The sequence below is a fragment of the Streptomyces spinoverrucosus genome (genome assembly GCF_006539505.1).
Classification (GTDB): Bacteria; Actinomycetota; Actinomycetes; order Streptomycetales; family Streptomycetaceae; genus Streptomyces; species Streptomyces spinoverrucosus.
This window is the reverse complement of record NZ_BJND01000036.1, coordinates 1-14,265: the sequence shown is the minus strand read 5'-3', so window position 1 is coordinate 14,265 and position 14,265 is coordinate 1. Positions and strand designations below refer to the sequence as shown.

The following is a 14,265-nucleotide window of genomic DNA, read 5'->3' as shown; positions in this document are numbered from 1 at the left end:
GTCGGCGCACCGGGCGGGGCCGGACGGGCCCGTCTCGGTCGGCAACGGCCTTTCCTCCACCGCACGTTCGCGAAACCAACGCCCCGGCATCACATCGGTGCCGGGGCGCGCGGACGTTCGGGCGTCCGCACTGGAGTGTCGGTGCGGCCCGATAGGCTGAAAGCATGACCCGAGCCGAGCAGCCAACGGCCCATCACCCGGCCCCCGACGACGCCCTGGTCGCGGACTCCCGCGAGCGCGCCGTGCGCGCACTGCTGCGCCGACCGCAGCTGAAGCGGCTGTGGAGCGCGCAGCTCGTCAGCGGCATCGGTGACGTCCTCGCGCTCCTGGTGCTGGTCGTCCTCGTCCTCCAGGCGGCGATCGCCGAGGGGTCGTTCGGCGGTGGGTACCGGGGCGTGGCGTTCGCGGTGGCGACCGTCTTCGGGGTGCGCATTCTCGCGACACTGCTCTTCGGTGCCGTCCTCCTCGGCCCGCTGTCCTCGCTCACCTCGCAGGACGGCCCGCTCGACCGCCGCTGGACCATGGTCGGCGCGGACGGGCTGCGGGCCGCGCTGCTGATCGTCGCGCCGCTGTGGATCGACTGGACGCCGGACGACGCGCTCGCTGTGCTGCTGGTGACCGTGTTCGTCACCGGTGTCGCCGAGCGGTTCTGGACGGTGTGCCGCGAGAGCGCCGCGCCCGCGCTGCTGCCCGCGCCGCCGCCGGAGGGCGCGACGGTACGGCCGCTGCCGGACCACACGGACGCGCTGCGCCGCCTCTCGCTGCGTACGAGCTTTGTGGCCGTCCCCCTCGCGGGTGCCGCGCTGGTCGTCGCAGGATTGTTCAACAATCTGCTGGGTGCCGGGGTCGACTGGTTCGACCAGCACCAGGCGGCCCTCGCCTCGTATGTCGCGGCGGGCCTGTTCGCCGCGTCCCTGTCCGTGCTGACCTTCCTGGAGGTGCCCGGCACGCGCACCCCGCGCGCGCGGTCCCCGCTGGAGGGGCTGCGCCGCCCCCGGACGGCCGGTGGCGGCGACAAGGGCCGTACGGGCGCGATGCCGCTGCTGGTGCTCGCCTGCGCGGCCGTCGCCGCCGCGGTGGCCGCCGCCGTCGCGGTGTCCGTGCTGCACGCCAAGGACCTGGGCGGCGGCCCGGTGACGTACGGGCTGCTGGTGTGCCTGCTCACCGGCGGTGTCGTCGTCGGTATCCGTACGGCACCGAAGGTGCTGGTGTCGCTGTCGCGGCGCCGGCTGCTGGCGCTGGCCATCGCCTTCACCGGCGTCGCGCTGCTGGCCGCCGGGCTCGTCCCGGACGTCGCCACCGTGCTGCTGATCGTCGCGCTGGCCGGTGTCGGCGCGGGTGTGGCCGCCAACACCGGGCACACGCTGCTCGACCAGGAGGCCGAGGACTTCCGGCAGGCCCGCACGACCGAGCACCTGCACGCGGTGGTGCGGGTCTTCGTGGCGCTCGGCGCGCTGATCGCGCCCCTGGTGGCGGCGCTGATCGGGCCGCACCGGCTGGAGAGCGGCAAGTTCGTGTTCGCGCACGGCGGGGCGGCGTTCACGCTGATGCTGGTCGGGGCGCTGCTGCTGCCGGTGGCCGCGCTGGTGCTGGCCAAGCTCGACGACCGCTCCGGGGTGCCGCTGCGCCAGGACCTGCGCCACGCGCTGCTCGGCGGCGACGACACCGAGCCGACGCCCGCCGCGTCCGGGTTCTTCATCGCCCTGGAGGGCGGCGACGGCGCCGGGAAGTCCACCCAGGCCGAGGCGCTCGCCGAGTGGATCAGGGCCAAGGGCCACGAGGTCGTGCTGACCCGCGAGCCCGGGGCGACGCCGGTGGGCAAGCGGCTGCGGTCGATCCTGCTGGACGTGTCCAGCGCCGGGCTCTCGCACCGCGCGGAGGCGCTGCTGTACGCGGCGGACCGCGCCGAGCACGTGGACACCGTGGTCCGGCCCGCCCTTCAGCGGGGCGCGGTCGTGATCTCCGACCGGTACATCGACTCGTCGGTGGCGTACCAGGGGGCGGGCCGCGACCTGTCCCCGACCGAGATCGCCCGCATCAACCGCTGGGCGACCCACGGTCTCGTCCCGCACCTCACCGTCCTGCTGGACGTCTCGCCGGAGGCCGCGCGCGAGCGGTTCACGGAGGCGCCGGACCGGCTTGAGTCGGAGCCGGCCGAGTTCCACGCGCGCGTGCGGTCCGGTTTCCTGACGCTCGCCGCGGCCGACCCCGGGCGGTACCTGGTGGTGGACGCCGGGCAGGAGTCCGAGGCCGTCACGACCGTGATCCGGCACCGGCTCGACCAGCTGCTGCCGCTGTCCGAGGCCGAGGTGAAGGCCCAGGAGGAGGCGCGCCGCAAGGCCGAGGAGGAAGCCCGCCGCAAGGCCGAGGAAGAAGCCGCCCGCAAGGCCGAGGAGGAGCGCCTGGAGCGGGAGCGCCAGGAGCAGCTCGCCCGGCTGCGCGCCGAGGAGGAGGAGCGCAAGCGGCGCGAACTGGAGGAGGCGCAGCGGCGCGAGGCCGAACGGCAGGCGGAGGAGGCCCGGCAGCGCGCCGAGGAGGCACGCCGCCGCGCCGAGGAGGAGCGGGCTCGGCTACTCGCCGAGGAACAGGCGCGAGCCGAGGAGGAAGCCCGCCGCAAGGCCGAGGAGGAGCGGCGTCGCAAGCAGGCCGAGGAGGAGGCCCGGATTCGGGCCGAGGCCGAGGCGCAGCGCCTGGAGAAGCAGCGCAAGGCCGAGGAGGCGCTGCTGCGGGCCGAGGAGGCACGCCGGGCGGCCGAGCAGGCCGCGGCGGCGGCAGCGGCGGGACCCCGGCAGCCGACGGCTCCGGCGACGCCCGCGGTGCCGCCGGACGCGGCGACTGTGCCCACGCCGGTGGTGACGCCGACGAACGCGTCGGGCGGGCCCGTGGAGGACACGGCCGTGCTGCGGCCGGTGCGGCCTGGGGCCGATGGGGCTGACGCCGGTGGGTCGGATGCCGAGGTGACTGCTGAGTTGCCGCAGCCGGGGGTCGCTCCGGGGGCGGGGGACGAGACGGCTGTGCTGCCGCCGGTGGAGCGCCGTGGTGGGCCGGGGGAGCCCTCGGGTGCTGCGGACGAGACCGCCGTACTGCCGCCGGTCGTGCCCGGTGCCGCGGACGAGACCGCGGTGCTGCCTCCCGTGCGGGGTGAGGATCCTGCCGACCGGGTGCCGCCGGGGTTCTTCCGGGACGAGCGGTCGGGGGCGGGTCCGGACGGGACCGAGGACCGTACGCGGGAGCTGCCGCAGGTCGACGCCGACGGCAGGCCGCAGCGGCGGCCGCGGCCGGAATGGGCCGAGGAGACGCCGCTGGACGATCTGCCGTCGCTGGCGGACGAGCTGCTCGGGCCGCACGAGGACGACTACGACGACGAGCAGGACCGGCGGGGCAAGGGCCGCGGGCGCTGACGTACGCCTGCGGGGCCGGAGTCGGCCGACCGTTGTCAGTGGTCGCCCGCACAATGGAGGGCGTACCGCGGAGTGTGACGGAAGGGCGGCGTGACCCATGAGCGTGTGGGACGACCTCGTCGGGCAGGAGAGGGTGAGCGAGCAGCTCACCGCCGCTGCCCGGGACGCCGACGCGCTGGTCACCGCGGTCGCGGCCGACGCTCCGCTGCCCGAGGCGTCCAAGATGACGCACGCGTGGTTGTTCACGGGGCCGCCCGGGGCGGGGCGGACGCAGACCGCGCGGGCGTTCGCGGCGGCGCTGCAGTGCGTGAGTCCGGACCGCGCGCTGGGCGGCGCACCGGGGTGCGGGTTCTGTGACGGGTGCCATACGGCCCTGGTCGGCACGCACGCCGACGTCACCACGGTCGTCGCGGTCGGCGCGCAGATCCTCGTGGACGACATGCGGGACACGGTCCGCAAGTCGTTCACCTCGCCGGCGAACGGCCGCTGGCAGATCATCCTGGTCGAGGACGCCGAGCGGCTGAACGAGAAATCCGCCAACGCCGTCCTCAAGGCGGTCGAGGAGCCCGCCCCGCGTACCGTCTGGCTGCTGTGCGCCCCCTCCATCGAGGACGTCCTGCCCACCATCCGCTCCCGCTGCCGCCACCTGAACCTGCGCACCCCCTCGGTGGAGGCCGTCGCCGACATGCTCGTACGGCGCGAGGGCATCGAACCCGCCGTGGCCGCCGCCGCTGCCCGCGCCACGCAGGGGCATGTGGACCACGCCCGCCGCCTGGCCACGGACCCGGCGGCGCGGGAGCGCCGGGCGGCCGTGCTGAAGCTGCCGCTGCGCGTCGACGACATCGGCGGCTGTCTGAAGGCCGCCCAGGAACTGGTCGACGCGGCCGCGGAGGACGCCAAGCAGCTCGCCGAGGAGATGGACGCCAAGGAGACCGAGGAGCTGAAGGCGGCGCTGGGCGCGGCTCAGGGGGGCCGGATGCCGCGAGGTACGGCGGGCGTGATCAAGGAGCTGGAGGACAGGCAGAAGCGCAGGCGCACCCGGACGCAGCGCGACAGCCTCGACCTCGCGCTCACCGACCTCACGGCCTTCTACCGCGACGTCCTCGCCCTCCAGCTCGGCTCCCGGATCGCGCTGGCCAACACGGACGCCGAGGACGCGTTGGAGCGGCTCGCCCGCAGCAGCTCACCCGAATCCACTCTGCGCCGCATCGAGGCGATCGCCGCGTGCCGGGACGCACTCGACCGGAATGTGGCGCCGTTGCTTGCCGTGGAGGCGATGACGATGGCACTCAGAGCGGGCTGAGCGGGGGCAGCGGCCTTCGGCTGATGACCGGCGGCGGCCTGTCACCCCGTCCCCCGGAGACTGACGGCGCCCGTCACCCCCGCCGCAACCCGTTGACGGCGTCCCTCATCCGTGGGACAGCCCCCACTCGTCCGAGGCACAAGCCGTACGTACTGCACCCAAACCGTCGCACAGCGTTACGCTCGCCGGATGTACACAAGGCGCACCCACCGCAGGTCCAGGACCATGTTCAGGGCCAGGTCCCGTACCGGAGCCACGTTCCTCGCCCTCGCGGCGCTGGTCGTCTCCGCCTGCTCCTCCGGGAGCTCGACGAGTTCCGCCAGCTCGCCGGCGGCCCAGGCGGCGGAGCTCGCGGCGCTGCCCGAGGCGACGCCGTCCGCCCTGGCGCCGTACTACGGGCAGAAGCTCCGCTGGCGCTCCTGCGGTGTCCCCGGCTTCGAGTGCACCACGCTGCGGGCACCGCTCGACTACGCCAGGACCGACGCCGGCGACGTACGGCTCGCGGTGGCCCGCAAGAAGGCGACGGGACCGGGCAAGCGGCTCGGCTCACTGCTGGTGAACCCGGGCGGGCCGGGCGGTTCGGCGATCGGCTACCTGCAGTCGTACGCCGGGATCGGCTACCCGGCACAGGTGCGCGCCCGGTACGACATGGTCGCGGTCGATCCGCGCGGAGTCGCCCGCAGCGAGCCCGTCGAGTGTCTCGACGGGCGGAAGATGGACGCGTACACGCTGACGGACGTCACTCCCGACGACCAGCGGGAGGTCGACGGGCTGGTGGACGCGTACAAGGGCTTCGCCGAGGGGTGCGGGGCCGACGCGCCCGAGCTGCTGCGGCATGTCTCGACGGTCGACGCGGCCCGGGACATGGACATCCTGCGGGCGGCGCTGGGGGACCGGAAGCTGACGTACGTGGGGGCGTCGTACGGGACGTTCCTCGGTGCGACGTACGCCGGGCTCTACCCGAAGCGGGTGGGGCGGCTGGTCCTGGACGGCGCGATGGACCCGACACTGCCGGCCCGCCGGCTGAACCTGGAGCAGACGGCCGGGTTCGAGACGGCGTTCAAGGCGTTCGCGAAGGACTGCGTACGGCAGGCGGGCTGCCCGCTCGGGGGTCGTGGGACGAGGCCGGAGCAGGCCGGCCGGAACCTCAAGGCGTTCTTCGACAAGCTCGACGCGAAGCCGTTGCCCACGGGCGACGCGGACGGCCGCAGGCTCACCGAGTCCCTGGCCGCCACCGGTGTGATCGCGGCGATGTACGACGAGGCGGCCTGGCAGCAGCTGCGCGAGGCGCTGACCGCGGCGATGAAGAAGAACGACGGCGCCGGGCTGCTCGTCCTGTCGGACGGCTACTACGAGCGGGAAGCGGACGGCCGTTACTCGAACCTGATGTACGCCAACGCCGCCGTGAACTGCCTGGACCTGCCGCCCGCCTTCGGCACCCCGGAAGACGTACGCAAGTCGCTGCCCACCTTCGAGAAGGCGTCCCCGGTCTTCGGCGAAGCCCTCGCCTGGGCCGCGCTGAACTGCGCGTACTGGCCGGTCGCGGCCACGGGCGAGCCGCACCGCATCGAGGCGAGGGGCGCGGCGCCGATCGTCGTGGTCGGCACCACCCGCGACCCGGCGACCCCGTACCGCTGGGCCCAGTCCCTGTCCCGCCAGCTCTCCTCCGGCCGCCTCCTCACCTACGACGGCGACGGCCACACCGCGTACGGCCGCGGCAGCGAGTGCATCGACCGTACGATCAACACGTACCTCGTCCGCGGCACCCCACCCACGGACGGAAAGCGCTGCTCCTAGCACCGCGCCCGGCCTCGGAACCCCGCGCTCCGGGGCCGGTACGGAGCACCCCCGGAAACTGTGTAGACTTACCGACGTTGCTGATCGCACCATAGTGCGGACAGCGCGCCGCCTTAGCTCAGATGGCCAGAGCAACGCACTCGTAATGCGTAGGTCTCGGGTTCGAATCCCGAAGGCGGCTCCACATGAACCCCAGCTCAGAGGGCTTCTGAGCTGGGGTTTTTCGTTCAGCGGATGCGGAGTCGTTCAGTTCCCGGTGATGGGTTCGCCGTCGTGCTTGCCGCCCATGCAGGTCCACAGGCCGGTACTGGAGTCGTACTCCACTGTTCCGTGACCGGCCACACACGTCGGCCCGTCGACAGCCGGTACGGCAGCCTGCGCAACGGGGCCCATGGCGCCAAGAGCGGCCAGTATTACGGCGGCGGTTAACCCGAGAAGTCGTGTACGCATGGGAGCTCCTGTGAGGACGAGCGACACCAACACGTCATGACCAGCTTCACCCTGCGCCGCGACGAGCGCACCCTGACGCGGGGGCGCTCCCGGGGCGCGCGCTCCAGGGGCGCCTCCCGCGGACAAGCGGCAGGCTGGTGTCATGGCGAACATGCCCGAGGTGACCGTAGGGGCGCCTGATGACCTCGGCTTGCGGAAGGTCCTGATCAACGGCGAGCCTGTGGCCAAGGTTCGGTCCGCCAGGGAACTCCGAAGACGCCTGCGACGCGCTGGGCTGGGCGTCGGGCACGACATTCATTGGGTTGGCGCCGACAGCACTGTCTGGCCGGATCGATCGGGGCGGCGACGAGCAGTTCTCGGCTTCATGGTTGTCGGCCTCCTCGCGACTGCATACCTGCTCATCACGATCGGAATAGCGGACACCCGCGATGCCCTGACCTACGGCGGGCGGATCGCAGGAATTACCATTATTGTTGCGGCCCTGGTGGAATTGATTGCCGTGGCGGCGGCTCTCGACTATTGGCACAACCGGCGAAGACGCTACTCGGGGGTGGCCGTTCTGGCCGGAGTCGTGATCGCCTTTCTCTGCAGTTCCTCCCTCCTCCTTCTGCAGATCGGCGAGCGCGCCAACCGCTATACCCTGATTGGGATCATCCTCGTCGTCTGGTCTTCGTTGGCCCTGTACGGACTCTTCCGATGCCGGGCGTGGAAGGGTCTCCGCAATCCCCAGCGCATCGCGATCGGGGCGATCGTCTCATTCCTTCTCGCGGGTGCCAATTTGGCATATTCGCAGATCTATGTTCCCTATGTGACAACCCCGCTGATACAGACTGGGGCTGAGTTCAGGGAGTCGAGTTTGGGCAGGAGAGGGGCGCAGATGTACGTGACGGTGCATCTGTATTTAAAAAACTCCGGTCAGGTTCCCGTCTATGTCCTCGGTAGCATCTACTTGATCCACGGCGGGCCTGCGAGCAGTATTTCCGAGGACAAGACTTCTGGACTCAAGTTGATCTACGATGACGAGTTCATCATGCCGCCGGGCCGCGTGTTGAATCCAGGGGAAGAAATTGCGCAGGATGCGGTCGTTGAAATCAAGGATCCCGACAAGCTCAACTATGAAGCAATCACCGCCCGCACCGAGGTGATCGTGATCAGGAAAGACAGGATGACACTGGATCGCGATTACTCACGTTCCGGGGTGGGGGGCGAGAAGCTCAAAAGGGAACGCCAGGAGGGGGATCCCCCCGGTGCCATATACAGATATCAATCCGAGATCTCGAACAGCAGTGAGATTCTCAACGTGACTCGCGGCATGCAGCGTATAACCGTATGGAGGGTGGCCAGCCGTGACTGGCCCCGCATCGATGTGGATGTGTCGCCACCGGGTGAAAGGATCGTCTTCGACCCTCTGTGGCCCTACGCGAACGAAGACGTCATCGATCGGTACGGACTCACGCAGGTGCGTGGCTCCATGGCGCAGACGCCCTACACGGAGCTCCTGGAGAAGGCCCGCTCCGGGAGCTAGGAAGCGTCCTGAAGATCTTGAAATCAAGCCTGGCTTGCCCCAGTTCGCCTCTGACCTGCGGTTTCTCGATGTCCCATGCCTGCTGCCTCATCAGTTCAGCGGCAGCACCGTCGGTCTTCCGGTGGATGCGGGCGAGTGCCATGAGGGTGCGGGCCTCGTCGGGTCGGTGTGCCAGGCGCAGTGCCTGTTCGGCATGGGTGCGGGCCTCGTCGTGCTGGCCCAAGTGCAGGTGGGTGAGGGAGAGACTCAGGAGGCTGTCTGCCTCGGCGCGCTTGAACCTCGTCTCGATGCCGGCCTGGATCCAGTGCCGTTTGGTGTCCCTGACCATGGCCAGGGCCCGCTCGGCCTGCTCCAACCCCTCTTGGTGGCGGCCGAGTTCCAGACTGATCTTCGCGAGGGCGTCGAGCATCATCGCGCGGCTGTCGCGGTAACCGGCCCTTTCGGCCGAGGCCACCGCTGGGCGGAGAAGGTGGAGCCCGTCGGCGAGACGGCCGAGTTCCCAGTACACCCCGCCCAGGATCCGCACGGCCGAGCTGTTGTCCCACCGGCTGAGCTCTGCGTCGAGGCCGATGGCACGTTCGAGGTGAACGGCGGCCTCGTGCAGCCGACCCAGGTCCCGGCAGGCCATACCGAGGCCGACCAGCCCGAACCCTTCGAAGTAACGATTCCCGGTCTCACGGAAGATGCGCAGGCCGGTCGTGAAGTCGTCGTGCGCACTGACCAGACGCGCCATGCTCGATTTCGCGAAGCCTTGGCTCGAAGCCATCGAAGTGGCGCACGCTCGGCGGCGGGGAACTCCTCGCCGGATTCGGCGCAGGCGGACACGGAGTTCGACTCTGGCGGCTGCCTGGCGGCGGCGTTGAGGGAATCCTCGCCGACGAGAGCCAGAACCTCGTCAAGCAGCTCTCGGCCACCGCATCCGGCAGCACCATCGTCACCGCCGACTCCGACGACGTCGTCACCGTGTGGCAGCTGTGGGATCGGCGCCTCCGGTCCCTCAGTTGGCTCCCGCTCGCCGACATCGACTCCGCCGCCATGCAACCCACCCAGCGTCCCGCCGCCGAACTCCTCTCCGGAGAACGTGTTTGGCGCGACCTGCTGACGGCGCTGACACGCTGGCGCGATCACCCACGAATCGCCGCATACGACCGCCGGTGGGACCCCGCAGACGCCGACACTCCGTAGTCCGTGTCCCGGGTGATCCGCGCCCAACAAGGCAGTGACATGCCGGGACCGGTCCCGGGCGGTATCCCCTACCGTCCCGGCCATGAACGTCCTACGCAGGCCGAAGTTCTGGGTGCGACTCGTGTCGGTTGCCGCGCTCCTGGGGGCCGGATGGCTGCTCCTGGTCCCCCGCACGGCCGCGTACTTCGTGGACGACGAAGGCCACCCGTACGACATGAGCGTCCTGTACTCCTGGGACACGAGCGACCAGGCGATGATCCTGCCGGGTGGCCTCTTTGACGATGGCGACAGCGGCGGGCAGGACGGCCTTGTGTCGATGGTCAGACTTGACTGCGGGACCGCGTTCACGCCTGGTGAAAACGAGGACTGGCGGCCCGGCGACGGGGAAGAGGCGTGCTCCGAAGTGGAGACACCGAGGCGGTTCTTCGGCGTCTGCCTCATCCTGCTCGGCTCCGCCGGACTGTGGGCCGCCCCCAGGCTGCCTCATCTGCGGTCCCGCATGCCCTGGGCTGCACGGGGCAGTGAGGGCGACAAGGGGCGCCATCTCTCCGGGGGCCCCGGACGTCCGTAGGGGGAGGTAAGCCGTGGTACGGGAGTGCTGGTTCTGCGGGAATGCCACATCGGCGTCGTGGCACGACCGCGTCCTGGGGCTGCACCGGGACACCGACACCACCATGACCCCATGGATCGTTGTCCTGCGCACCACGTGGCGCCAAGAAACCGTGCATGTACCACGCTGTGCCCGCTGCCACACCGGACATCAGATCGAGCTGGCCGCAGCGATGCTCTCCATAGCCGCGTTGATCGCCTACGCTGCCAGCGGCCAGCTGGACCGACTCCTCGGCATTCTGCCGACTTCGGCCGGAGGACGGACGGTCGCAGCGATCTGGGCGGCAGTGGCCTGCCTGCCGGCACTCACCTGGATCGCCATCAGGCATGGTTGGCTGCCGTGGCGGCGCCTGGCACCCCACCGCCTGAGCTACGCCCGCCACCACCCGGAGTTCCTGCGGCTCCTGGACGAGGGTTGGAAACCCAGGCCGGGTCCTTTTCCCCACTGGGGAAACCCGCCGAACCCCCACCCTCCGCCGCCGAGCAGATTCCGGCGACTGATCGGACGCGTCCTAGACCTCGCCGGAATAGCCTGCGCCACCGCCGTCCCCATCTCCTATTTCCAGGGCTACGAAGAACTGGCCGGAGGTTTCATCGCGGCGACGGCAGGGCTGCTCTACCTGTCCTCGAAGATCAAACCCGAGAACTGAACGCCCAGGGTCAGCCGAGGAGGCGGATTGGGGTGCCGTTCAGGTACGCCTGGATGTTTTCGATCGCCTGGCCGTAGTAGCGCTCGTAGTTCGCGCGTGAGACGTAGCCGAGGTGGGGGGTGGCCAGGAGGTGGGGGGCCTTGCGTAGGGGGTGGTCGGTGGGGAGGGGTTCCGTGTCGTAGACGTCCACCGCCGCGCCGGCGATGCGGCCCTCGTGGAGGGCTGTGAGGAGAGCCTCCTGGTCGATGATCGCTGCGCGGGAGGTGTTGATCAGGTAGGCCGTGGGCTTGAGGAGGGCCAGTTCGGCCGGTCCCAGGAGGGAGCGGGTGCGGTCGCTCAGGGCCAGGTGGACCGAGACGAAGTCGCTCGTGGTGAGGAGGTCCTCCTTCGAGGGGGAGAGGTGGACCCCGAGTTCGTCCGTGCGCTCCTTGGTGAGGTTCTGGCTCCAGGCCGTGACCTCCATGCCGAAGGCCAGGCCGATGCGGGCGACGCGGCTGCCGATCTTGCCGAGGCCGAGCAGGCCCAGGCGGCGGCCGTGCAGGTCCGCGCCGACGGTGGACTGCCAGGGGCCGCCGGTGCGCAGGGCGGCGTTCTCCTGGACGATGCCGCGGGCCAGGCCCAGGATCAGGGCCCAGGTGAGTTCGACCGGGGGAGTGGGGGAGCTCTCGGTACCGCAGACGGTGATGCCGTTCGCCTGTGCGGCGGCGTAGTCGATCACCGAGTTGCGCATGCCGGACGCGATGAGGAGCTTGAGGCGGGGGAGCCGGTCGAGGATCGAGGCGGGGAAGGGGACTCGTTCGCGCAGGGTGACCACGAAGTCGAAGTCGGCGAGGGCCGCGGCCAGTTCGTCCTCGGTGGGGAAGTGGTCGGGGAAGGTGATGACCTCCACGCTGTCGCCGAGCGGGGCCCAGTCGGCGATCGTGGTCGCGACGCCTTGGTAGTCGTCCAGTACGGCGCAGCGGTATCGCATGTCTCGTCCTCCCCGGGTGTCGGTGTCTCCCCCAAGGGTGGCGGGTCCGCCTCGCGGTGCGGACGCGGGCCCCCGTCGTTCACCTCTGACGACCGGGGCCCACTGGCGTCCCGGATCCGGCCGCGGCGGCGACACTCCCCCGAGCTGCGCGACGTACGCGCGCACCGTCGGGCCAGATCCGATGAAGTGATCACATCAGGCCACACCAACGGATCGCTAACATGTGGCCAATGGTTTTAGGTCGGCGCTGGCTCGATGGCTCGGGGTTGGCGTGAAGTCGCCGGACGTCTTGTGCGACGGAGCCTGCCCGGGATCGGGCGTGGGCGCGTAGGAAGGCTGTGGGCGGTGTGATGCGGTGCGGGCCTCGGTTCGGACTGCGGTTTGGTTTGTTGGGACCGCCTGTTCTGTACGAGCCGTGTGAGGGTGAGGGGTGCGAGCACACCGACGGATCCGGTGCCTCGTACGACGCCGGGGGCGCGGGCGCCGGGCGGCCGGGGCTTGCCGTGCGAGCCGTCGGTAGCCCCAAGGCGCGCGTTCTGCTGGCCGCGTTGCTGCTCGAAGCGGGACGGGTCGTGCCCGTCGCGTCGCTCAAGGACGCCTTGTGGGGTGGCGCACCGCCGGCCTCCGCGCACGCCTCCCTGCACAACCACGTCGCCCGGCTGCGCCGCATGCTCGACGATCCCGGACGGCTGCGTGCCGTGCCGCCGGGGTATCTGCTGCGGGTGGAACAGGGCGAGTTGGACGTCCATGTCTTCGAGAGCCATGTCGCCGCGGCGCGCGCCGCGCACGCCGGGCGTGAGTGGGAGCGGGCGGTACGCCAGTGTGCGCGGGCGCTCGCGTTGTGGCGGGGCGCGCCTTTGAGCGGGCTGCCGACCGAGGTGGGCGGGTACGCGTTTGTGCAGCGGCTGGTCGAGGCGCGGCTGCTGCTACTGGAGTGGCGGTACGACGCCGAGCTCGCGCTGGCAGAACCCGGGGCGGCCGGGGGTGATCGACTTGCCGGGCTCGTACCGGAGTTGGCCGCACTCGCCGCCGAGCATCCCTTCCGCGAGGCGTACCACCGCCAGCTCATGGTCGCCCTGCACCGCACCGGCCGCCGCGCCGAGGCCCTCGCCGTCCATCGTGATCTGCGGACCCGGCTCGTGGAGGAGTTGGGTGTCGAGCCGGGGGTGGGCGTGCGCGAGGCCCATGTGGAGGTGTTGCGGGGAGGTGCGCGGGAGAGTGACGGGGAGGGGCAGGAGGAGGAGTCGGGCGAGGCGGTGTCAGGCGGGAGTGTCGTGGTGCGGGCGGCTGCGGACGGCCCTGGAACATCCGCGCAAGCGCCCGCACCCCGCCCATCCCAACTCCCCCCACCGCCCGCCCACTTCACCGGCCGCGCCGCCGTACGCGACGCCCTCCTTACGACCCTCACCCAGCCCGCCGCCCTCGCCGTCATCAGTGGCATGGCCGGCGTCGGCAAGAGCGCGCTCGCGTTGTACGCCGCGCATGCTCTGGCGGAACGTTTCTCCGATGGTCAGCTCTACGTCAATCTGCACGGCGCCACCCCCGGCATGAACCCCCTCACCCCGGGCCAGGCACTCACCGCGCTCCTCCGCGACCTCGGCGTCGACCCCCGCCGCGTCCCCGAACACCCCGATGCAGCCGCCGCGTTGCTGCGCTCGCTGCTCGCGCCGACGCGCACGCTCCTGGTGCTGGACGACGCCGCGAGCGCCGCGCAGGTACGGCCGCTGCTGCCGGCCGGCGCCGGGTGTGTGGTGATCGTCACGAGCCGTTCGCCGCTGACCGCCCTCGACGGCGCCCGCCGCTTCCCGCTCACGCCGCTGAGCAGTGCGGAGAGCGCGGCGCTGCTGCGCGCGGTGTCCGGGCGGGACGGGCTCGATGCCGGTCATCCGCTCGTCGAACTCACCGGCCGGCTTCCGCTCGCCCTGCGGGTCGTCGCGGCCCGGCTCGCCGCGCGCCGGGCGCTCACGCCGGACGTACTCGCCGGTCAACTGGCCGCCACCGAGGGGCGGCTGCATCATCTGGAGTACGACGACCTGAGCGTACGGCGTTCCCTCGCCGTCGCCCATGACGCGCTCGCCGCCTCCGACCGCGAGGCCGACCGGGACGCCGCCCTCGCGCTGCGCCGCGTCGGCGCGCTCGACCTGCCCACGTACGGCGCCCCCCTGATCGCCCGCCTCACCGGCACCGACGAGCGCCGCGCCGAGGCCGCGCTGGACCGACTGGTCGACGTGGCCCTCCTGGAGGAGACGGCGTACGCCCGCTACGCACCCCACGACCTGGTCCGCGACTTCGCCCGCGAACTGGCCGCGGGCGCGCGCAGCGAGGACGACGCCGGTGAAAGCGACCGCGCGTTCGAGTCGGCCCTGGTGGACGGG

General features: G+C 71.2%; 10 protein-coding genes and 1 tRNA gene. 8 read left to right on the top strand and 3 right to left on the bottom strand.

Annotated features, from left to right (window positions below):
* The first annotated feature begins 164 nt into the window (after positions 1 to 164).
* The 4 genes from tmk to SSP24_RS23700 all read left to right on the top strand — a co-directional run bounded on the left by tmk (position 165) and on the right by SSP24_RS23700 (position 6,685).
* Positions 165 to 3,401 carry a dTMP kinase gene (gene tmk, locus SSP24_RS23715; protein WP_141311711.1) on the top strand — a complete coding sequence of 1,079 codons (3,237 nt, stop codon included), beginning with the start codon at positions 165 to 167 and terminating at the stop codon, positions 3,399 to 3,401.
* Between the two features lie 97 nt (positions 3,402 to 3,498).
* The gene (locus SSP24_RS23710) at positions 3,499 to 4,704 is read left to right on the top strand and encodes a DNA polymerase III subunit delta' (protein ID WP_141311710.1); all 1,206 of its coding nucleotides are present in this window, start codon (positions 3,499 to 3,501) and stop codon (positions 4,702 to 4,704) included.
* Positions 4,705 to 4,893: 189 nt separating this feature from the next.
* On the top strand, positions 4,894 to 6,501 hold the full coding sequence (locus SSP24_RS23705) for an alpha/beta hydrolase (RefSeq protein ID WP_141311709.1): 1,608 nt from the start codon (positions 4,894 to 4,896) through the stop codon (positions 6,499 to 6,501).
* A gap of 107 nt (positions 6,502 to 6,608) precedes the next feature.
* Positions 6,609 to 6,685 (top strand) — tRNA-Thr (locus SSP24_RS23700).
* 62 nt (positions 6,686 to 6,747) lie between these two features.
* Here SSP24_RS23700 and SSP24_RS23695 read toward each other — a convergent pair.
* Positions 6,748 to 6,951 carry a hypothetical protein gene (locus SSP24_RS23695; RefSeq protein WP_141311708.1) on the bottom strand — a complete coding sequence of 68 codons (204 nt, stop codon included), beginning with the start codon at positions 6,949 to 6,951 and terminating at the stop codon, positions 6,748 to 6,750.
* Positions 6,952 to 7,093: 142 nt separating this feature from the next.
* On the opposite strand from SSP24_RS23695, the gene SSP24_RS23690 reads away from it, so the two are divergent.
* Complete coding sequence (locus tag SSP24_RS23690; protein ID WP_141311707.1) at positions 7,094 to 8,476, top strand: hypothetical protein; 1,383 nt, start codon at positions 7,094 to 7,096, stop codon at positions 8,474 to 8,476.
* On the opposite strand, the gene SSP24_RS23685 is transcribed toward SSP24_RS23690, so the two are convergent.
* Positions 8,403 to 9,209: a tetratricopeptide repeat protein gene (locus tag SSP24_RS23685; RefSeq protein WP_244951799.1), complete on the bottom strand. Its 807-nt coding sequence runs from the start codon at positions 9,207 to 9,209 to the stop codon at positions 8,403 to 8,405. The two genes, SSP24_RS23690 and SSP24_RS23685, sit on opposite strands and share 74 nt — an antisense overlap.
* Positions 9,210 to 9,743: 534 nt before the next feature.
* Between SSP24_RS23685 and SSP24_RS23680 the strand changes: the two genes are divergently transcribed.
* The gene (locus tag SSP24_RS23680; protein ID WP_141311705.1) at positions 9,744 to 10,232 is read left to right on the top strand and encodes a hypothetical protein; all 489 of its coding nucleotides are present in this window, start codon (positions 9,744 to 9,746) and stop codon (positions 10,230 to 10,232) included.
* A gap of 103 nt (positions 10,233 to 10,335) precedes the next feature.
* Entirely contained in the window at positions 10,336 to 10,920 is a 585-nt protein-coding gene (locus SSP24_RS23675; RefSeq protein WP_229865836.1) for a hypothetical protein, read from the top strand.
* A gap of 10 nt (positions 10,921 to 10,930) precedes the next feature.
* On the opposite strand, the gene SSP24_RS23670 is transcribed toward SSP24_RS23675, so the two are convergent.
* Positions 10,931 to 11,890, bottom strand: coding sequence for a D-2-hydroxyacid dehydrogenase family protein (locus SSP24_RS23670; RefSeq protein ID WP_141311703.1), 960 nt, complete (start codon positions 11,888 to 11,890; stop codon positions 10,931 to 10,933).
* A 350-nt stretch (positions 11,891 to 12,240) separates the two neighbouring features.
* Between SSP24_RS23670 and SSP24_RS23665 the strand changes: the two genes are divergently transcribed.
* The coding region (locus SSP24_RS23665) for an AfsR/SARP family transcriptional regulator (protein WP_141311702.1) at positions 12,241 to 14,265 on the top strand (2,025 nt) is incomplete at its 3' end.

Bases quoted from the DNA above. Each gene is read 5' to 3' on its own strand.
- tmk (WP_141311711.1), top strand. From the start codon at position 165: ATGACCCGAGCCGAGCAGCCAACGGCCCATCACCCGGCCCCCGACGAC.
- SSP24_RS23710 (WP_141311710.1), top strand. From the start codon at position 3,499: ATGAGCGTGTGGGACGACCTCGTCGGGCAGGAGAGGGTGAGCGAGCAG.
- SSP24_RS23705 (WP_141311709.1), top strand. From the start codon at position 4,894: ATGTACACAAGGCGCACCCACCGCAGGTCCAGGACCATGTTCAGGGCC.
- SSP24_RS23695 (WP_141311708.1), bottom strand. From the start codon at position 6,951: ATGCGTACACGACTTCTCGGGTTAACCGCCGCCGTAATACTGGCCGCT.
- SSP24_RS23690 (WP_141311707.1), top strand. From the start codon at position 7,094: ATGGCGAACATGCCCGAGGTGACCGTAGGGGCGCCTGATGACCTCGGC.
- SSP24_RS23685 (WP_244951799.1), bottom strand. From the start codon at position 9,209: ATGGCGCGTCTGGTCAGTGCGCACGACGACTTCACGACCGGCCTGCGC.
- SSP24_RS23680 (WP_141311705.1), top strand. From the start codon at position 9,744: ATGAACGTCCTACGCAGGCCGAAGTTCTGGGTGCGACTCGTGTCGGTT.
- SSP24_RS23675 (WP_229865836.1), top strand. From the start codon at position 10,336: ATGACCCCATGGATCGTTGTCCTGCGCACCACGTGGCGCCAAGAAACC.
- SSP24_RS23670 (WP_141311703.1), bottom strand. From the start codon at position 11,890: ATGCGATACCGCTGCGCCGTACTGGACGACTACCAAGGCGTCGCGACC.